This is a genomic window from Pseudomonas viridiflava (genome assembly GCF_001642795.1).
Classification (GTDB): domain Bacteria; phylum Pseudomonadota; class Gammaproteobacteria; order Pseudomonadales; family Pseudomonadaceae; genus Aquipseudomonas; species Aquipseudomonas viridiflava.
In genome coordinates this window covers 138,659-156,343 of sequence record NZ_LKEH01000017.1, presented here as the reverse complement: position 1 = coordinate 156,343, position 17,685 = coordinate 138,659, and the positions used below count along the sequence as shown (strand labels likewise).

19 protein-coding genes are annotated in these 17,685 nt (G+C 60.1%); 7 read left to right on the top strand and 12 right to left on the bottom strand.

The window, feature by feature from the left end; all coding sequences use genetic code 11:
* Window positions 1-13: 13 nt before the first annotated feature.
* The gene (locus tag AO065_RS01880) at window positions 14-1,105 is read right to left on the bottom strand and encodes a tartrate dehydrogenase (RefSeq protein ID WP_004884789.1); all 1,092 of its coding nucleotides are present in this window, start codon (window positions 1,103-1,105) and stop codon (window positions 14-16) included.
* Between the two features lie 100 nt (window positions 1,106-1,205).
* On the opposite strand from AO065_RS01880, the gene AO065_RS01875 reads away from it, so the two are divergent.
* On the top strand, window positions 1,206-2,123 hold the full coding sequence (locus tag AO065_RS01875; RefSeq protein WP_004884791.1) for a LysR substrate-binding domain-containing protein: 918 nt from the start codon (window positions 1,206-1,208) through the stop codon (window positions 2,121-2,123).
* 229 nt (window positions 2,124-2,352) lie between these two features.
* Here AO065_RS01875 and AO065_RS01870 read toward each other — a convergent pair whose 3' ends face one another.
* The 5 genes from AO065_RS01870 to ribBA all read right to left on the bottom strand — a co-directional run bounded on the left by AO065_RS01870 (window position 2,353) and on the right by ribBA (window position 7,706).
* Window positions 2,353-3,507, bottom strand: coding sequence for an ABC transporter ATP-binding protein (locus AO065_RS01870; RefSeq protein ID WP_054540899.1), 1,155 nt, complete (start codon window positions 3,505-3,507; stop codon window positions 2,353-2,355).
* A complete protein-coding gene (locus AO065_RS01865) occupies window positions 3,504-4,319 on the bottom strand; it encodes an ABC transporter permease (protein ID WP_004884803.1) in 816 nt (271 codons plus the stop codon). Before AO065_RS01865 ends, AO065_RS01870 begins: the two co-directional genes overlap by 4 nt.
* A gap of 6 nt (window positions 4,320-4,325) precedes the next feature.
* Window positions 4,326-5,282 carry an ABC transporter permease gene (locus AO065_RS01860; protein ID WP_029242142.1) on the bottom strand — a complete coding sequence of 319 codons (957 nt, stop codon included), beginning with the start codon at window positions 5,280-5,282 and terminating at the stop codon, window positions 4,326-4,328.
* Window positions 5,267-6,292, bottom strand: coding sequence for an ABC transporter substrate-binding protein (locus AO065_RS01855; RefSeq protein ID WP_004884808.1), 1,026 nt, complete (start codon window positions 6,290-6,292; stop codon window positions 5,267-5,269). Before AO065_RS01855 ends, AO065_RS01860 begins: the two co-directional genes overlap by 16 nt.
* Window positions 6,293-6,596: 304 nt before the next feature.
* Complete coding sequence (ribBA, locus tag AO065_RS01850) at window positions 6,597-7,706, bottom strand: bifunctional 3,4-dihydroxy-2-butanone-4-phosphate synthase/GTP cyclohydrolase II (RefSeq protein WP_004884810.1); 1,110 nt, start codon at window positions 7,704-7,706, stop codon at window positions 6,597-6,599.
* A gap of 92 nt (window positions 7,707-7,798) precedes the next feature.
* Here ribBA and AO065_RS01845 point away from each other — a divergent pair, with 92 nt between their 5' ends.
* Both AO065_RS01845 and AO065_RS01840 read left to right on the top strand, forming a co-directional pair.
* Window positions 7,799-8,089 carry a DUF1330 domain-containing protein gene (locus AO065_RS01845; RefSeq protein WP_004884812.1) on the top strand — a complete coding sequence of 97 codons (291 nt, stop codon included), beginning with the start codon at window positions 7,799-7,801 and terminating at the stop codon, window positions 8,087-8,089.
* A 75-nt stretch (window positions 8,090-8,164) separates the two neighbouring features.
* Window positions 8,165-8,668, top strand: coding sequence for a GNAT family N-acetyltransferase (locus tag AO065_RS01840; RefSeq protein WP_004884814.1), 504 nt, complete (start codon window positions 8,165-8,167; stop codon window positions 8,666-8,668).
* 91 nt (window positions 8,669-8,759) lie between these two features.
* Here AO065_RS01840 and AO065_RS01835 read toward each other — a convergent pair whose 3' ends face one another.
* The 6 genes from AO065_RS01835 to AO065_RS01810 form a co-directional block, all read right to left on the bottom strand.
* A complete protein-coding gene (locus AO065_RS01835) occupies window positions 8,760-9,323 on the bottom strand; it encodes an NUDIX hydrolase (protein WP_004884816.1) in 564 nt (187 codons plus the stop codon).
* Between the two features lies 1 nt (window position 9,324).
* On the bottom strand, window positions 9,325-10,077 hold the full coding sequence (locus tag AO065_RS01830) for a GntR family transcriptional regulator (RefSeq protein WP_004884817.1): 753 nt from the start codon (window positions 10,075-10,077) through the stop codon (window positions 9,325-9,327).
* 173 nt (window positions 10,078-10,250) lie between these two features.
* Window positions 10,251-10,736 carry a flavin reductase family protein gene (locus AO065_RS01825; protein WP_004884818.1) on the bottom strand — a complete coding sequence of 162 codons (486 nt, stop codon included), beginning with the start codon at window positions 10,734-10,736 and terminating at the stop codon, window positions 10,251-10,253.
* A gap of 13 nt (window positions 10,737-10,749) precedes the next feature.
* Complete coding sequence (locus AO065_RS01820; RefSeq protein ID WP_004884820.1) at window positions 10,750-12,231, bottom strand: aldehyde dehydrogenase; 1,482 nt, start codon at window positions 12,229-12,231, stop codon at window positions 10,750-10,752.
* Window positions 12,228-13,061 (bottom strand): alpha/beta fold hydrolase, encoded by an 834-nt coding sequence (locus tag AO065_RS01815; protein ID WP_004884821.1) that lies wholly within the window; start codon window positions 13,059-13,061, stop codon window positions 12,228-12,230. The genes AO065_RS01820 and AO065_RS01815 overlap by 4 nt, the downstream gene beginning before the upstream one ends.
* Window positions 13,062-13,093: 32 nt before the next feature.
* Window positions 13,094-13,684, bottom strand: a complete 591-nt coding sequence (locus AO065_RS01810) for an amino acid synthesis family protein (protein WP_004884822.1) — start codon at window positions 13,682-13,684, stop codon at window positions 13,094-13,096.
* A 238-nt stretch (window positions 13,685-13,922) separates the two neighbouring features.
* On the opposite strand from AO065_RS01810, the gene AO065_RS01805 reads away from it, so the two are divergent.
* The 4 genes from AO065_RS01805 (at window position 13,923) to AO065_RS01795 (ending at window position 17,670) form a co-directional block, all read left to right on the top strand.
* Window positions 13,923-15,062, top strand: a complete 1,140-nt coding sequence (locus AO065_RS01805; RefSeq protein WP_004884825.1) for a glutathione-independent formaldehyde dehydrogenase — start codon at window positions 13,923-13,925, stop codon at window positions 15,060-15,062.
* A gap of 66 nt (window positions 15,063-15,128) precedes the next feature.
* Complete coding sequence (locus AO065_RS01800) at window positions 15,129-15,995, top strand: SDR family oxidoreductase (RefSeq protein ID WP_004884826.1); 867 nt, start codon at window positions 15,129-15,131, stop codon at window positions 15,993-15,995.
* Between the two features lie 35 nt (window positions 15,996-16,030).
* The gene (locus tag AO065_RS27565) at window positions 16,031-16,159 is read left to right on the top strand and encodes a hypothetical protein (RefSeq protein ID WP_267904506.1); all 129 of its coding nucleotides are present in this window, start codon (window positions 16,031-16,033) and stop codon (window positions 16,157-16,159) included.
* Window positions 16,160-16,239: 80 nt separating this feature from the next.
* Window positions 16,240-17,670, top strand: coding sequence for an NAD-dependent succinate-semialdehyde dehydrogenase (locus AO065_RS01795; protein ID WP_004884828.1), 1,431 nt, complete (start codon window positions 16,240-16,242; stop codon window positions 17,668-17,670).
* The last annotated feature ends 15 nt before the right edge of the window (window positions 17,671-17,685 follow it).

The following is a 17,685-nucleotide window of genomic DNA, read 5'->3' as shown; positions in this document are numbered from 1 at the left end:
GCGACTGGCCGGTTTACGCCTTCGAAAGGCTGGCGGCGATCGCTTGACCCACGTCCTGCGTCGAGCATTTTCCGCCCAAATCCGGGGTGATATGTCCGCTGGCGATGACCTGCTCGATGGCACCGACAATCTCGTCGTGTGCTGCGGTGAATCGCTCGTCACCCTGACCCAGAAACTCCAGCATCAGTGCGCCCGACCAGATCATGGCAATCGGGTTGGCGATGTTCTTGCCGAAGATGTCCGGAGCCGAACCATGAACCGGCTCGAACAGGGAGGGAAAATTGCGTTCCGGGTTGAGGTTGGCCGACGGTGCGATGCCGATGGTGCCCGCGCAGGCCGGCCCTAGGTCGCTGAGAATATCGCCGAACAGGTTGGATGCCACGACCACATCGAAGCGTTCCGGTTGCAGCACGAAGCGTGCACACAGGATGTCGATGTGCTGCCGGTCCCAACTGATTCCAGGGTACTGACTGGCCATCGCCTCGGTACGTTTGTCCCAGTACGGCATGCTGATCGCCATCCCGTTGGATTTGGTCGCGGACGTCACGTGCTTGCGTTCACGTTTGTTGGCCAGTTCGAAGGCGTATTTTAGAATGCGGTCGACGCCACGGCGGGTGAACACCGACTCCTGTAGGACGAATTCGTTTTCGGTGTTTTCAAACATGATGCCGCCCAGGGACGAGTATTCGCCCTCGGTGTTTTCCCGCACCACGATGAAGTCGATATCGCCGGGCTCGCGGTTGGCCAGCGGGCAGGGCACGCCGGGAAACAACCGTACCGGGCGGATGTTGGCGTACTGGTCGAACTCGCGGCGAAACTTGAGCAGCGAGCCCCACAGCGAAATGTGGTCTGGCACCTTGTCGGGCCAACCCACGGCACCGAAGAAAATCGAATCGAAGCCTTTGAGCTGTTCGAACCAGTCGTCCGGCATCATCTTGCCGTGCTCAAGGTAATAGTCGCAGCTGGCCCACTCGAAGTATTCGAACTCCAGTTCGATGCCATGGCGAGCGGCAGCGGCCTGGACGACCCGTACACCTTCGGGCAGCACTTCCTGGCCGATCCCGTCTCCGGCGATGGCCGCGATGCGCAGTTTCTTATTGTTCATGGCGAGGCTCTCTCTGTGGATGGGTTGCTCAGGTTGCTTATGCTATAAGCACACGAAACAAAGATAATCAGCTGCTCAATGCATTCAAGGAACACGGTTCGTGAATAATTACCCCAGCCTCGATGACCTGAATGTGTTCGTCCACGTTGCACGCCGTTCCAGCTTTGTCGGCGCAGCGAACGAACTGAGCATGTCTGCGGCTTACGTGAGCAAGCGCATTCGCCTGTTGGAGCAGGGCATGGGCGTCGTGCTGCTGCACCGCTCGACGCGTCAGGTGTCGATCACCGAGGACGGCGAGCGGGTCTACGAATGGGCCAAGGGCATTCTGGAGTCGGTGCAGCAAATGGGCGACGAGGTTGCGGCGCTGCACAACGAGCCCAGTGGCCTGCTGCGTGTGGTCAGCAGCCAGGGTTTCGGTCGCCGATTCGTGGCGCCGGCGTTGTCGGAACTGGCGGCGCGCTACCCGAAGCTGGACATCCGTCTGGACACTCAGGACCGGTTGATCGATCTGATCGAGGAGGGCGTCGATCTGGATATTCGGGTCGGCAACGAAATAGCGCCACACCTGCGTGCCCGTCATCTGGCCAGCAACTGGCGGGTGCTGTGTGCCAGCCCGGCCTATCTTGCCCAACGCGGCGCACCCATGAGCCTGGCAGAACTGGCCAACCATGACTGTCTGGTGATCAAGGAGCGTGACCGGCCCTTCGGTATCTGGCACTTGAACGGGCCGCAGGGCGCTGAAACGGTCAAGGTCACCGGCAGTCTGTCGACCAACCATGGCGAGATCGCGCGGCAATGGTGCCTTGATGGGCGCGGCGTGTTACTGCGCTCACTCTGGGACGTGCGCGATGATCTGGCCGAGGGGCGGCTGGTTCAGGTGCTGGCAGATTATCGTCAGGAGGCGGACATCTGGGCGGTGTACACCTCGCCACTAATGCGCTCGGCCAAGGTGCGGGTCACGGTGGAGTTTCTGCGTGAGTTTCTGGCGCAGGGTCAGGTCGGGGTGGGTGAGCAGTAGTTGGCAGCGTCATGTTGATTTCGGGCTGTGGGAGGCGGCTTGCCGGCGATAGCGTCAGGTCGGTCGCTGATGTGGCTTCCGGGAAACCGAATCGCCGGCAAGCCGCCTCCCACGGTTCGGTGTTTGATGCGTGACAGCGCTATGTCGAAGACGTGGTGGCGCCTCCCCAGGTGTTACGTTCTTCAACAGATGATGCGTAATCCAGAAAGACCGGTCAGTCCAAAACAGATCAATGCGCCCCGGCCGCCTTGTTCAGGTCGCCATCGGTCCATTCGGTGTAGATACAGGCATCCGCCGCCGCCCAGCGCACTTTCACGGCATCGCCTGCCTGCATCGGCATGCCGGTGGCCGACAGCGCCTTGACCGTCATGGCGGTGCCGCCAGCCGTCACCACCGAGCAGGTCTGGCTTTCACCCAGAAACAGTACTTCGGTCACCGTGGCATTCACCTCGTTCCAGCCCGGCTCAAGCGCAGTGGCCGCCGCCTGTTGCAGGCTCAGGGACTGCGCCTTTTCTGGCCGGATCATCGCCAGCACGTCCTGATCGGTCTTCAAACCGTTGGTGATGCGGATCGCCAGCGGGCTGCCTTCGAACGTTGCCACGGCATTACCCTGAGCCTTGAGCCTGAGGAAGTTGGAGTTGCCCAGAAACGAGGCGACAAAGGCGTTCGGCGGGTTCTGGTACAAGTCATAGCCGCTGCCCAGTCCGACAATCTTGCCGTGACTGAAAATCGCGATGCGCTGAGACAGGCGCATGGCTTCTTCCTGATCATGGGTCACGTAGACGATGGTGATGCCCAGACGCCGATGCAGCTGACGCAATTCGTCCTGCAGGTCTTCTCGCAGTTTCTTGTCCAGTGCGCCGAGCGGTTCGTCCATCAGCAGGATGCGTGGTTCGTAGACCAGCGCTCTGGCAATCGCAACGCGCTGTTGTTGGCCTCCGGACAGCTGAGAAGGGCGGCGATGGGCGAAGGCTTCGAGCTGCACCAGCTTGAGCATGGCGTCGACACGCTGTTCCCTTTCGGCTGCAGGCAGCTTGCGAATGGCCAGCGGGAAGGCAATGTTGTCGCGCACACTCAGGTGCGGAAACAGCGAGTAGCGTTGGAACACCATACCGATGTCGCGCTTGTGCGGCGGCACGTTCACCAGCGACTTGCCCTCCACCAGAATCTCGCCCGAGCTTGGGGTTTCAAAACCGGCCAGCATCGACAGGGTGGTGCTCTTGCCCGAGCCGCTGGAGCCCAGGAAGGTCAGGAATTCGCCGTTCTGGATATCCAGAGAAATATTGTCGACGGCCGCGAAATCGCCGTAGTGCTTGTTAAGGTTGCACAGGCTGACCAGGGTCTTCTGATCGTGTTGCGCGGTGTCTTTGATCACGGCACTCATGAGGTACTCCTGGCTTCGTTGCGGCGACGCAGGGTCGCGGCGATGAACATGACCAACACCGACAGGGCAATCAGCAGTGTCGAGGCGACGGCGATGACCGGGGTCAGGTCCTGACGCAGCGTGGTCCACATTTTGACGGGAAGGGTTTGCAGGGTCGGGCTGGCCATCATCACGCTCAGCACCACTTCGTCCCATGAGACCAGAAACGCGAACAGCGCGCCGGCCATCATGCCGGGACGAATGCCGGGAAAGGTCACCTTGTAGATCGCCTGCAGGCGTGACGCGCCACAGATCACGGCCGCGTCTTCAATCGACTGATCGAACAGCTTCAGCGAGTTGATGATGGAAATGATGGTGAACGGCAGCGCGACGATCACATGGCTGACCACGAACGAGAACAGCGTGCCGGTGTAGCCGAGCTTGAGGAACAGTGCATAGACCGCCACCGCGATGATCACCAGCGGCACGATCATCGGCAGGGTGAAGACGCCGTACAGCAGGTCGCGGCCGGGAAACCTGCCACGCACCAGCGCAAACGCGGTCGGCAGGCCCAGCGCTACCGCACTGATGGTCGTGAGGATGGCGACCTTGAAGCTCGACATCGCCGCATCCATCCATTCCGGGTTGGAAAAGAACTGCTGATACCACTTGAACGTCCAGCCCGGCGGCGGGAACACCAGCCACTGGGACGAGCCGAATGACAGCAGCACGATGAACAGGATCGGCAGCAACAGGAACAGCGCAATCAGCCCGGTGGTCAGGTACAACCCCGACCGCAGGCGAAAGCTCATGGCATTGGGTGTCAGGAGCATGGCGACTTACCTCCCGTTGCTGGCGCCGACCGGAGATTCCGGCTGGAGCTTGAGATAGAAGTAGAACAGCACCAGGGTGATCACGATCAGCAACGCAGCGGCGGCGCTCGCCAGCCCCCAGTTGAGGAACGACTGCACCTGCTGGACGATGAACTCAGGCAGCATCATGTTCTGCGCGCCGCCCAGCAAGGCAGGGGTGACGTAGTAACCCAGCGACATCACGAACACCATCAGACCGCCGGAAAACAGACCCGGACGGCACAGCGGCAGAAATACCCGGAAAAAGTTGGTCCATGGACTGGCGCCGCAAATGGAACCGGCCTGCAACACCATCGGGTCGATGGCCTGCATGGTTGCCTGCAGCGGCAGGACAATGAACGGGATCATGATGTAGCTCATGCCGATCACCACGCCGGTCAGGTTGTGCACCATCTCCAGCGGCTGATCGATGATACCCATGGCCATCAGTGCCTTGTTGATGACGCCTGAGGCCTGCAACAGCACCAGCCACGAATAGGTTCGGGCCAGCAGGCTGGTCCACATCGACAGCAGCACGATGTTGAAGATCCAGCGCCCCCAGCCGCGTGGCACCAGCGTGATCACCCAGGCCAGTGGGAAGCCGAGCAGCAGGCTGAACAGCGTCACCAGACCTGCGACCGAGAAGGTATTGATCAGTACCCGCGAATAAGCCGAGTTGGCAAACAGTTGCTCGTAGTTGCCCAGACCCGGAACGGGTTCGAGCACGCCACGCAACAGCAGGCCGATCAAGGGTGCAAAGAAGAACAGTCCCAGAAACAACAGCGCGGGAATCAGGTTGCGACTGCCGCGCCAGCGTTGTGCCAGAGAAGGGGTTGGCTGCATGTTCGTCGCCTTGCCTGAAACCGCACCGGTGGTGCGCGAAGCCCCCCCGGCCGGATGGGGTTGACCGGACACGACAGCCGTCATTTTTACTTGACCAGCCATTCGTTCCACCGTGTCGCAATATCCGGACCGTTCTTGGCCCAGTATGCGAAGTCGAGAGTGATTTGGTCTGCGCCGTAAGCCGTTGGCAGATTCTTGGCCAGGGTCGAGTCAAGGCGCGGCACGCTGTCCAGGTTCACCGGGGCGTAGGCGCTCAGGTTGGAGAAGTCGGCCTGGCCTCTGGCGCTGGTGGCTTCGGCGATGAACTTCATCGCTGCGTCCTTGTTTTTGGCACCTTTTGGGACGACCAGAAAGTCGGCCATGACCAGGTTCTGCTTCCAGCTCACGCCGACCGGAGCGCCGTCCTGTTGCAGGGCGTACACGCGGCCGTTCCACATCTGGCCCATCGAAGCCTCACCGGACGCCAGCAACTGCTGGGACTGCGCGCCGCCGCCCCACCAGACGATGTCTTTCTTGATGGTGTCGAGTTTCTTGAAGGCGCGATCCAGGTCCAGCGGATAGAGCTTGTCGGCGGCTACACCGTCAGCCAGCAGGGCGAGTTCGAGCACGCCGGGGCTTGGCCATTTGTACAGCGCGCGTTTGCCGGGGTAGGTCTTGGTGTCGAACATGGCGGTCCAGTCGACGGGCTTTTTGCTGCCCAGCTTGTCTTCGTTATAGCCCAGCACGAACGAGAAGAAGAACGAGCCGACGCCATTGTCCGAGGCGAAGCGGGGATCGATGCGATCACGCTTGATGGTGTTGAAGTCCAGAGGTTCCAGCAGGCCCTCGGCGGCGGCACGCAGGGCGAAGTCGGCTTCGACGTCGACCACATCCCACTGCACGTTGCCGCTTTCGACCATGGCCTTGAGTTTGCCGTAGTCGGTCGGTCCGTCCTGCACGACGGTGATACCGCTGGCCTTGGCGAAGGGAACCGCCCACGCCTGCTTCTGGGCGTCCTGCGTCGAGCCACCCCAGCTGACGAAGTTGACGCTGTCGGCGGCCATGGCAGCAACGCTCGAGAAAGCCAACACGCCGGCCATCAGAGCCGCCGTTGCACGTTTGTTCAACACCATTTTCACGCCCTCATTTGTTGTGTTTTGAGCGGGCATTTCATGCCCGCGTAATCGGGAGCAGTAGGTCCAATGGGCCTTTGAAACCAGTCACTGTCAGAAGCTTTTTATTGATGCTGTCCCCGTGCCGGAGGCGCCTGACAAATCGTTGCGGCTGTGGAATGTCATATTATGGTATTCCAAACTTTGTGCAAGTATTTTGCCTCTGTGTGGCTATCGACCTGTCGTTTTATCTGCTTGAAACCCAGCGTTTGCAGGCCGTTCGGGCAGTGCCGATCAGCAATTGTCCTGTTGTCAGATCAAGCGGTCAGCCTGGAAACGGAATGCTTTCAACCACTTCCAGATCGTAGCCAGTCAGGCCTGCGTACTTCAGTGGCGGGCCGAGGTGGCGCAGTTTGCCGACGCCCAGGTCCTGCAATATCTGCGCGCCGGTGCCGACTTCCGAATAGATGCGCGACTGTGAGCGGGTGTACTGACGTGGCGGCTGGGTGAGGTGTGGAATTCGCTCCAGCAAGGCTTGCGATGACTCATGATTGGCGAGCACCACGACGATCCCGCGACCTTCTTCGGCAACCTTCTGTAATGCCGCCCAGAGCGTCCAGTTGGCAGGCCCGTTGTATTCGGCGCCGACCAGATCACGCAATGGATCGACCACATGCACTCGCACCAGCGTGGCTTCGTCGCGGCGCACATCACCCATGACCATGGCCATGTGCACGCCGCCTTCGATGCGGTCTTCATAAGTGAACAGGCGGAAGGTGCCATGCACGGTGGGCAGCTCACGTTCGCCGATTCTGACGATGGTGTGTTCGGTGCTCAGGCGGTAATGGATCAGGTCGGCGATGGTGCCGATGCGGATACCGTGCTTCTCGGCGAAGCGCTCCAGATCGGGACGCCGGGCCATGGTGCCGTCGTCGTTCATGACTTCGACAATGACCGAGGCGGGCGTGAAACCGGCGAGCCGTGCCAGGTCGCAACCGGCTTCGGTATGCCCTGCGCGGGTCAATACGCCGCCCTCGCGGGCCCGCAGCGGGAAGATGTGGCCCGGTTGGACGAGGTCTTCCGGAGCCGCCTGCGGATTGACGGCGGCCTGAACGGTACGTGCTCGATCTGCAGCGCTGATGCCGGTCGTCACGCCCGTGGCCGCCTCGATGGAAACCGTGAATGCGGTGGAGAACACGCTGCCGTTGCTGGGCACCATCTGCTCAAGGCCCAGACGCTGACAATGTTCATCGGTCAGGGTCAGGCAGATCAGTCCTCGCGCCTCGCGGGCCATGAAACTGATGGCCTCCGGCGAGCAGCAATCTGCAGCCAGCAACAGATCGCCTTCATTTTCGCGGTCCTCATCATCGACGAACAGGACCATTTTTCCCTGACGATAGTCTTCAATGATGTCTTCGATACGATCAAATGCCATGGTCGGATCCCGGTGTTATGGATGAATTATTGTGGTATACCATAAGACAGAATATTTCACAGATTCCCTATCATTGAAACAGTGAGATCACGATGAAGGCTTATTGGATTGCACACGTTGACGTGACCGACCCTCAGCAGTACAGCGAATATACCCAGCGCGCGCCAGCCGCTTTCGCGTTATTTGGTGGCAAATTCATGGCTCGCGGAGGTCGGTCCGAAGCGCTTGAAGGACGAGCGACGCCGCAACGCACTGTGGTGATTGAATTCGAGTCGTACGAACAGGCAGTTGCCTGCTATAGATCACCCGAGTATCAGGAAGCCATGAGCCATCGAAAGGGCGCATCGAAGGCGGAGATCGTGATTGTTGAAGGGATGGAGTAGGGCGCTGACGAGGGCTGTTCAGAGGCGGGTCATGGCATCTAGACTGAGTGCCCCTGTATTAGTGGACTAAACACAGTGCATGCTCCCGCTTCCAGTATCGTCATCCAGTGCCTGGCTGAAACACACCTTGAAAGCCTTGCCGCGCTTTATAACGATCCGGCTGTTTGCCGCCAGGTATTGCAGATGCCGTACCAGTCGGTCGAGGTCTGGCGCAAACGTCTGGCTGCAAGCAATGAGCGGCAGATAAAACTGGTGGCCGTGCACGGCAATGAGGTGATCGGTCATATAGGTCTTGAACAATACTCACGTATTCGCCAGACCCACATTGGTAGCATCGGCATGGTCGTGACTCCCGACTGGCACCGCAAGGGGGTTGGGTCGAAGCTGCTGGCTGCCGTGCTGGACGTTGCCGATAACTGGATGAACCTGCGCAGGGTCGAGCTGACGGTTTACGCAGACAACGAGGCTGCCATTGGCCTGTATCAGAAGTTCAGCTTCGAGACAGAAGGGCGGCTGCGTCAGTACGCGATACGTGACGGAATGATGGTCGATGCGCTGACCATGGCGCGGTTGCGGTGAAGTAAGCAAGGTCAGATATCTGGTACGCCTCTCGTGGGAATGCTTCTACGGACGCTCCGCGTCCAGCGGTGGTGGGTCAGACTCACCACCCTCACCGAATGAAATGCACCTTCCCGGTATCATCATTGCCGATGTAGAGGCCATACACCCCGGCCTGGCGTTCTTCGATGTAACGCTCCAGGATCTGGCGGATGGCGGGGTAGTAGATGCTGTCCCACGGAATCTCGTCGGGGGCGAAGAATTTGTAATCCAGCGTCTCGGGGCCGAACTGGCCAGTGATTTCCAGCGCGATGGCGCGGAAGATGATGTACACCTCACTGATCTGCGGCACGCTGAAGATCGAGTAGGGCGAGATGATTTCGCCGCGTACGCCGCTTTCTTCCCACACCTCGCGCAGCGCCGCCTGTTCGGTGGTCTCGCCGCTTTCCATGAAGCCTGCTGGCAGGGTCCAGGTACCGGGTCGGGGCGGGATCGCACGCTGGCACAGCAGGTACTTGCCTTCCTGCTCGATGATGCAGCCAGCGATGATTTTCGGATTAACGTAATGGATGTACTGACAATTGCCGCAAATCAACCGCGCATGAGTGTCGCCTGAAGGTATGCGCTGATCGAGATCAGCGCTGCCGCATTGGGGACAGAAGCGTGGTTGGGCCATTTCATCGACCTATGCGGGGTTCTTTCAGGGCCACTGGCGCCACGATCTCGCGGACCTTGGCGTCGTCGTCCTGCTTGGATTTGAGGTACTCGAGCGCGACGCGGGCGGCGTTGCGCACGTGATCCACCGAGGCCTGATGTGCGGCCAGCGGATCGCCGCTCTTGATGGCTTCGACGATCAGTTCCATTTCCTTGTTGCTGGCGCCGCGACGGTTTTCCTGGGAGACCGAAGTGGCACGCAAGTAGCTGATACGGGCCTGCAACTGACGCAGCTGGGTGGCGGCGACGTGGTTGCCCGAACCTTCCAGCAGCACGTCGTAGAAGCCCTGCACCGAATCGATGACTTGTTGCAGCTCGCCTTCCTTGAGCGACTTACGGTTCACTTCAAGGGCTTTTTCCAGCGCCTTGATGTCCTTGGGCTTGGCACGCAGGGTGAACAACTGGACGATCAGCCCCTCCAGCACACACCGCAGCTCGTAGATGTCGCAGGCGTCTTCCAGTGTAATGATGGCAACGCGCGGCCCCTTGGCATCGGCAAATTCCACCAGCCCTTCGGACTCCAGATGGCGCAGCGCCTCGCGTACCGAAGTACGGCTCACACCCAGACGATCACACAAGTCACGCTCGACCAGACGATCTCCCGGAAGCAGCTGGAAGTTCATGATCGCGCTACGCAATTTGTCCAGCACGATCTCGCGCAGGGTAACGGGGTTGCGGTTGACCTTGAAGTTGTCGTCGAGTGGCAGGCGTTTCATCGGGTGTGCTCGGAGTGGGGCTGTCAGATAAAAAACACGGCCTTTGGAACTGGCCGCGTTCATGTCGGCAGCCCGCGATTCAAGCGGGCTGCTGCATGGCCCGGAGGTGCAGACCGGGTCGCGGCCGAGTTTATCACGCTGTTGCCCGCATCCACCAAACCGACAGGACTGCGTCAGACCAGCGCGGGCAGGGCGCCCATCTTGCCGCGGTGGTAAACCATCGGCGTGACAGGGGTGGCCGGCAGGATCAGGTTTTTCACTGCGCCGACGATGATCGCGTGGTCGCCGCCATCGTATTCACGCCACAGCTCACACTCGATGATCGCAGTGGCGTTATTGAGCAGCGGGTTGCCCAGATCGCTCAGGTGCCACTCGATGCCCTTGGTCTTTTCCTTGCCTTTGCTGGCGAAGGCATAGGCTTCGGCCTGTTGATCGGCCGAGAGCAGATGAATCGCGAATTTTTTGCCGTCGCGCAGCACAGGATAGGTGTCCGATGCGTAGTTGGGGCAGAACAGCACCAGTGCCGGGTCGATGGACAACGCACTGAACGCACTGGCAGTGATGCCTACCAGATTGCCTTCCGGGTCCAGCGCAGTGACGATGGTGACGCCTGACGGAAACGACGCCATCACTTCTTTATAAATACCGGGTTCGATCATCGCAGCGGCCTCGTTAACGCATTACAAATGGATCAGGCATGGGCGCCTGCGAAAGGTTGATCCACACCGTTTTCAGTTCGGTGTAGGCCAGCACAGAGTCTATCCCGCTCTCGCGACCATAGCCGCTGTTTTTGAAGCCTCCGATGGGGGCCATTGCCGAAACGGCGCGGTACGTGTTGACCCAGATGATCCCGGAGCGGATATCGCGCGCCAGACGATGGGCGCGTCCCAGGTCGCGGGTCCAGATGCCCGCCGCCAGGCCAAACTGTGAGTCGTTGGCAATCGCCAGCGCCTCGGCCTCATCCTTGAAACGGATCACTGAAGCCACCGGACCGAATACTTCTTCCTGCATGATCTTCATCGAATTGCGGTCGCATTCGAACAGGGTCGGCTCGTAGAACCAGCCCTCGCTGGCCAGTTCCGGCCGCTTGCCGCCCAGACGCAAGCGTGCGCCTTCGGCCAATGCATCAGCGACCAGACCTTCGACCACCGCCAATTGTTGGGCGGTGGCCATCGGACCCATTTCGGTCGTTTCGTCCTGCGGGTTACCGATGCGAATACGGCGGGCACGTTCGACCAGCCGCTCGACAAATTCGTCGTAGATCTCGTCCTGCACCAGCAGCCTCGAGCCGGACACGCAGCTCTGGCCCGATGCTGCGTAGATGCCCGCAACGGCGCCGTTGATGGCACTGTCCAGATCGGCATCGGCAAAAATGATGTTGGGAGACTTGCCGCCCAGTTCCAGCGACAGTTTGGCGAAATTTTCCGCACTGCTTCGGACCACATGACGCGCCGTGGCAGCGCCGCCGGTAAAGGCAATCTTGCGCACCAGCGGATGCCGGGTGAGGGCAGCGCCCGTGGTCGGACCATAACCGGTGATGACGTTGACGACGCCCGGCGGAATCCCCGCTTCCAGCGCCAGACGGGCCAGCTCCAGTACCGTGGCGGAGGCATGTTCGGAGGGTTTGAGCACGATGGTGTTGCCCGCTGCCAGCGCCGGAGCGAGCTTGATGGCGGTCAGGTAAAGCGGGCTGTTCCACGGGATGATGCCAGCCACTACGCCCATCGGTTCATGCACGGTGTAGGCGAACAGGTCTGGCTTGTCGAGGGGCAGGGTGCCACCTTCGAGCTTGTCGGCCAGCCCTGCGGTGTAATGAAAGAACTCGGGCAAATAGCTGACTTGACCACGGGTTTCACGGATCAGTTTGCCGTTGTCGCGGCTTTCCAGTTGCGCCAGTTGCTCCTTGTTCTCGGCAATCAGATCGCCCAGCCTGCGCAGCAATTTGCCGCGCGCCGTAGCGGTCAGTCCACGCCACGCCGGGCTCTCGAAGGCTTTCTGCGCGGCCTGCACGGCGCGCTCCACGTCCGCTTCGTCAGCGTCGGGCAACTGCGCCCAGGGCTGCGCCAATGCCGGGTTGAGGCTGTCGAAGGTCTTGCCTGAAAGTGCGTCGACCCAGAGGCCGTCGATGCACATCTGAAAACGGGTGAGGCTCATGCAACGATCCCCTTTATCGAGTTGTGAACACGCGCCGACTTGTCGAGAAAGTCCAGCAGCACCTGATTGACCAGGCGCGGCGATTCCACCGGCATCATGTGGCGCTGATCGGGCAGTATCGCCACTTCTGCGCCCTTGATGCGCATGGCCAGTTCCCTCGCCATTTCAGGCGTGGAGCCTGGGTCCAGCTCGCCGGTGGCGATCAGTGTCGGTGCGCGAATATCGCCCAGATCGTCGGCGCGGTACATATCCTGTGTGGCAAACAGCTTGTACGTGGTGAGGTAGCCCTGCGGATCGTTGCTCGCCAGATTCTGGCGGATGGCAGCGATCTGCGCCGGATTGGCTGCCTGATACTCGCGACTGAACCAGCGTGATAATGCTTCGGCCGCGTTGGCGTCCGGGCCGTGCTCGGCGGCCTGGCTGGTGCGAGCGATGACGCCTGCGCGCTGTTGCGGACTGCGGTTGAACACGCTGTTGAGGATGACCATGGCCGACAGGTGCTGTGGAAAATGCAGCGCGAAAGCTCGTGCAACCAGCCCGCCCATCGAGAACCCGATGACCGACGCCTGCGGCAGGCCCAGATGCTCCAGCAGCTCGCGCAACTGTTCGGCATAACCGGGCAGGCCGGTGTCCGGGTCAGGCCGCGGGCTGGCACCATGGCCCAGCATGTCATAAGCAATAACCTGGTAATGCGGGGCCAGCCCGACGATCTGGCCACCCCACATTTCCTTGTTCAGGCCCACCCCGTGAATCAACACCACGGGGTGGCCTTGGCCGGTGGCCAGATAACTGGTACCCGCCGGGGTGCATTCAGCGGTGAGCTGATTCATGGATCGCTCCTGCGCAGACTGGATGAAGGGGATCACTGCGCTTTTTCAGCGGCCAGTTCTTCCAGGTCGATGTAGCGGTTGCCGATGCGCGGATGCAGACGTCCGCCGTTGGCGGCGCCCAGCACCACGACAATTTCGTCGGCACGTGGCGAGTCTTCGATATGCATTTCAAGCGTGATGTAGTGCGAGCGCAGACCTTCGTCGTCCTTGTGCATCATCGGAATCTGGATGGAGGTACCTGGTCCGCCACGCTTGTTGGTGAAGCTCAGATAGCTCTTGGCCTTGACCGCTTCGCGGTAATGATTGCCGAAGCGCAGGGTGTGGATCACCGCCGATGCATGTTCGATTTCGCCGTCTGCACCAACCACGGCGGCTTTGCCATAGGCTTCGATCCTGTCGGCGCCGCCGATGGCATCGGTCAGACGTTTGACCATCAGTTCGCCCAGATCCGAGCAATTGGCGCGGATCTCGGGCTTCAGGTCTTCGACAAAACCATTGCCCAGCCACGGGTTCTTGATCACGACCGCCAGCCCGACCATGGTCACCGGTTTGTCGGTGGCCTTGCCGCCTTCGATGAAGGTTTCTTCGGTGTAATTGACGATCTTGCGGATTTCAAAGCTCATGAAGGACTCCCGGAACGAGCACTATTGTATTTCGTATGATGGTATACCATAAGATTGCTCGTGCAAGCGTTTTTCTTCTTCTGACAGCGGGTCGAGCGCACCGGCAAAGTGAGTTACCCGGAAATGACCATTCGTCAGGTGCCAGAGCCATCGCTTTGAACACGCGCCCTCATGTCGTGACAGATATTCGGTGAGCCATGAATCGCTCAACCTATTTTTCACTTCAGGAGAGCCAAGCATGAAAGCCATCGTCTATAACGGGCCGCGCGATGTCAGTGTTAAGAACGTGCCGGACGCGAAGATCGAGAAGCCAACCGACGCTCTTGTCAGAGTGACAACCACCAATATCTGCGGCTCCGATCTGCATATGTATGAGGGCCGCACCTCGTTCGAGACCGGGCGCATCTTCGGTCACGAAAACCTCGGCGAAGTGATCGCCGTCGGTGCCGGTGTCGATCGCATCAAGGTCGGCGACCGGGTCTGCCTGCCATTCAACATCGGCTGCGGCTTCTGCGAAAACTGTGAAAAAGGCCTGACCGGTTTCTGTCTGACCGTCAATCCGGGTAGCGCCGGCGGGGCCTATGGTTTTGCCGATATGGGTGACTACGCAGGCGGCCAGGCCGAACTGCTGCGCGTCCCTTACGCAGACTTCAACTGCCTTTTGCTGCCGGAAGATGCTGTCGAGAAGGAAGACGACTACGTCATGCTGTCCGACATCTTTCCTACCGGTTGGCACGCGACTGAACTGGCGGGCTTGCTGCCGGGCGAGAGTGTCGCGATCTACGGTGCAGGCCCGGTCGGCCTGATGGCCGCGCACTCAGCCATGATCAAGGGCGCGTCGCAGGTATTCGTGGTGGACAACCATCCGGATCGACTTGCCCTGGCGGCGAAGATGGGCGCCACGCCGATCAACTCGGTCGAGCAGGAAGCGGTCGAGCAGATTCTCAACCTGACGAATGGCAAAGGCACCGACCGGGGTTGTGAGTGCGTCGGCTATCAGTGCTGTGACCGCCACGGGCATGAGGCCAACCACCTGACGATGAACAACCTGGTGGCTTCGACCAAGCCTACCGGCGGAATCGGCGTCGTGGGCGTATTCGTCCCGCAGGATCCGGGTGCCAAGAATGATCTGGCCAAGGAAGGCAAGATGGCCTTCGACTTCGGCGCGTTCTGGTTCAAGGGCCAGCAGATCCGCACCGGTCAGGCCAACGTCAAGGCCTACAACCGTCGCCTTGCCGAACTCATCCACCACGGACGCGCCACGCCGTCGCAGATCATTTCCCACCGTCTGAAACTGGAAGAAGGCCCTGAGGCCTATCAGCATTTCGACGCCCGCGACAACGGCTGGACCAAAGTGGTGCTCAAGCCCGCTGCCTGATTGCATCACCTGACCAGATGCCCACGTCGCTGCGGCGGTATGGGCTTCATAATCAAGGAGACCAATATGAAAGATTTCGAAAACTATCCAAAACCACCGTTTCCCAAGCAGGCTCAGAAAGTGCCGGGTGAGCAGGGCAGGATGGAGCCGTATCCCGATTGCGGTGAGAAGAGCTATACCGGACATGGTCGTCTGCAGGACAAGATTGCCTTGATCACCGGTGCCGACAGCGGCATCGGTCGCGCTGTAGCCATTGCCTTTGCCCGTGAAGGCGCACAGGTTGCAATTTCCTATCTCGACGAGCACGAAGATGCCAAAGAGACCGCGCGTTGGGTCGAAGAGGCTGGCAGAAAGTGTCTGTTATTGCCGGGCGATCTGGCAAAGAAAGAGCAGTGCGAATACATCGTGAGCAAGACCGTCGAAGAGTTCGGTCGCATCGATGTGCTGGTCAACAACGCTGCGTTCCAGATGAGCCATGAAACCCTGGAAGAAATCAGCGATGAAGAGTGGCTGATGACCTTCGATGTAAACATCACGGCGATGTTTCGCATCTGCAAGGCAGCGGTTCCGCATATGGGACGTGGTGGGTCGATCATCAACACCAGTTCGGTGAACTCGGACATGCCAAAGGCGACACTGCTGCCTTACGCCACGACCAAGGGCGCAATTGCCAACTTCACCGCGGGTCTTGCGCAAATGCTGGGCGAGAAAGGCATTCGCGTGAACAGCGTAGCGCCGGGTCCGATCTGGACGCCGTTGATCGTCTCGACCATGCCCGAAGAAGAAGCTTCGAGCTTTGGCGGCCAGACACCGCTGGGCCGTCCGGGTCAGCCCGTGGAAGTGTCGCCGATCTACGTATTGCTGGCCTCGGACGAAGCGAGCTACATCTCGGGTACACGCTATGGCGTGACCGGTGGCAAGCCGATTCTTTAAGGGTTTTTCAGTTTGCCCGCGAGGGCGGCGTCATCATGAACGCTGCCTGGATCGCGGGCTTTTTTATGGTTTTTTTCGGCATTTCACATTTTGTTGCCATCGGGTCAGGCAAGCTGGAAATGAACACGATGGTCGGTGACCTTGCGAAGTCGCTTGACCATTAGGGGTATACACCCCTAAATTCGTTTCAGTATTTTTCGAGCGCGCACCTCACGCTCCTCGCAACGACCCATGGAGAGTTGCCATGTATCCTGATGTACAGCTTTATATAGACGGCCAATGGCGCGCCAGCCGTGATGGCCGCACGATTTCAGTGATCAATCCCGCCACCGGCGATGCACTCGGTACCGTCGCCCATGCAGGCATTACCGATCTGGACGAGGCACTGGTTGCCGCCGAGAAAGGCTTCACCACTTGGCGTAATACCTCGGCCTACGACCGTTACAAGATCATGCAGAAAGCCGCGAATCTGGTCCGTGAGCGTGCCGACGCTATCGCTCGCATCATGACGCAGGAGCAGGGCAAGCCGCTGGCTGAAGCGCGCATGGAGACCCTGTCCGCCGCTGACATGATCGACTGGCTGGCTGAAGAGGGTCGCCGCAGCTACGGCCGCATCGTGCCGTCGCGTGGCGTGAACATCGAACAGAAGGTCGTCAAGGAGCCGGTCGGTCCGGTGGCGGCGTTCACGCCCTGGAACTTCCCGATCAACCAGGTGGTACGCAAGCTGTCGTCGGCGCTGGCTGCCGGTTGCTCGATCATCGTCAAGGCACCCGAAGAAACCCCAGGCTCGCCTGCCGAGCTGATCCGTGCCTTCGCCGACGCTGGCGTGCCAGCCGGTGTGATCGGGCTGGTGTATGGCGACCCGGCAGAAATCTCCAGCTACCTGATCCCGCATCCCGTGATCCGCAAAGTGACCTTCACCGGTTCCACGCCTGTCGGCAAACAGCTTGCGGCATTGGCAGGCAAGCACATGAAGCGTGCGACCATGGAGCTGGGCGGCCACGCGCCTGCGCTGGTCTTTGACGACGCTGATATTGATCTTGCCGCTCGGGTTTTGGCCACTGCCAAGTTCCGTAACGCCGGTCAGGTCTGTGTCTCGCCAACGCGCATTCTGGTGCAGCGCAAGGTGCTGGCGGCGTTCACCGAGAAGTTTGTCGGCCTGACGCAGGAAATCAAGGTCGGCAACGGTCTGGAGAGCGGCACCACCATGGGGCCGGTTGCCAATGACCGCCGCATCCCTGCGCTGGTGGACCTGATCGAAGACGCTGTAAAGAGCGGTGCAACCCTGTCAACGGGTGGCAAGGCAGTGGAAGGGCCGGGCTACTTCTTTCAGCCGACCGTGTTGAGTGGTCTGACTCCGGCCATGCGCATCATGAACGAAGAACCATTTGGCCCTGTCGCGCTGCTGGTGCCGTTCGACACCGTGGAAGAGGCGATCGCCGAGTCCAATCGGGTGCCGTTCGGTCTGGCGTCTTACGCGTTCACCACGTCGATGAAGACTGCCCAGGCGCTCAGCACTTACATCGAAGCAGGCATGCTGTCGATCAACCATCAGGGCATCGGTTTGCCGGAAGTCCCGTTCGGCGGGATCAAGGATTCCGGCTACGGCTCTGAAGGAGGCACCGAGGCCATCGAGGCGTACTTGAACACCAAGCTGGTGACTCAGTACAACTGATTGTTCGCGTTGTAA

Excerpts from the sequence above, each read along its gene's own strand:
- AO065_RS01795 (WP_004884828.1), top strand. The coding sequence starts at position 16,240 with ATGTATCCTGATGTACAGCTTTATATAGACGGCCAATGGCGCGCCAGC.
- AO065_RS01805 (WP_004884825.1), top strand. The coding sequence starts at position 13,923 with ATGAAAGCCATCGTCTATAACGGGCCGCGCGATGTCAGTGTTAAGAAC.
- AO065_RS01860 (WP_029242142.1), bottom strand. The coding sequence starts at position 5,282 with ATGGCTGGTCAAGTAAAAATGACGGCTGTCGTGTCCGGTCAACCCCAT.
- AO065_RS27565 (WP_267904506.1), top strand. The coding sequence starts at position 16,031 with ATGAACGCTGCCTGGATCGCGGGCTTTTTTATGGTTTTTTTCGGCATT.
- AO065_RS01800 (WP_004884826.1), top strand. The coding sequence starts at position 15,129 with ATGAAAGATTTCGAAAACTATCCAAAACCACCGTTTCCCAAGCAGGCT.
- AO065_RS01855 (WP_004884808.1), bottom strand. The coding sequence starts at position 6,292 with ATGGTGTTGAACAAACGTGCAACGGCGGCTCTGATGGCCGGCGTGTTG.
- AO065_RS01830 (WP_004884817.1), bottom strand. The coding sequence starts at position 10,077 with ATGAAACGCCTGCCACTCGACGACAACTTCAAGGTCAACCGCAACCCC.
- AO065_RS01810 (WP_004884822.1), bottom strand. The coding sequence starts at position 13,684 with ATGAGCTTTGAAATCCGCAAGATCGTCAATTACACCGAAGAAACCTTC.
- AO065_RS01865 (WP_004884803.1), bottom strand. The coding sequence starts at position 4,319 with ATGCTCCTGACACCCAATGCCATGAGCTTTCGCCTGCGGTCGGGGTTG.
- AO065_RS01880 (WP_004884789.1), bottom strand. The coding sequence starts at position 1,105 with ATGAACAATAAGAAACTGCGCATCGCGGCCATCGCCGGAGACGGGATC.
- AO065_RS01870 (WP_054540899.1), bottom strand. The coding sequence starts at position 3,507 with ATGAGTGCCGTGATCAAAGACACCGCGCAACACGATCAGAAGACCCTG.
- ribBA (WP_004884810.1), bottom strand. The coding sequence starts at position 7,706 with ATGGCATTTGATCGTATCGAAGACATCATTGAAGACTATCGTCAGGGA.
- AO065_RS01815 (WP_004884821.1), bottom strand. The coding sequence starts at position 13,061 with ATGAATCAGCTCACCGCTGAATGCACCCCGGCGGGTACCAGTTATCTG.
- AO065_RS01835 (WP_004884816.1), bottom strand. The coding sequence starts at position 9,323 with ATGGCCCAACCACGCTTCTGTCCCCAATGCGGCAGCGCTGATCTCGAT.
- AO065_RS01825 (WP_004884818.1), bottom strand. The coding sequence starts at position 10,736 with ATGATCGAACCCGGTATTTATAAAGAAGTGATGGCGTCGTTTCCGTCA.
- AO065_RS01820 (WP_004884820.1), bottom strand. The coding sequence starts at position 12,231 with ATGAGCCTCACCCGTTTTCAGATGTGCATCGACGGCCTCTGGGTCGAC.
- AO065_RS01845 (WP_004884812.1), top strand. The coding sequence starts at position 7,799 with ATGAAGGCTTATTGGATTGCACACGTTGACGTGACCGACCCTCAGCAG.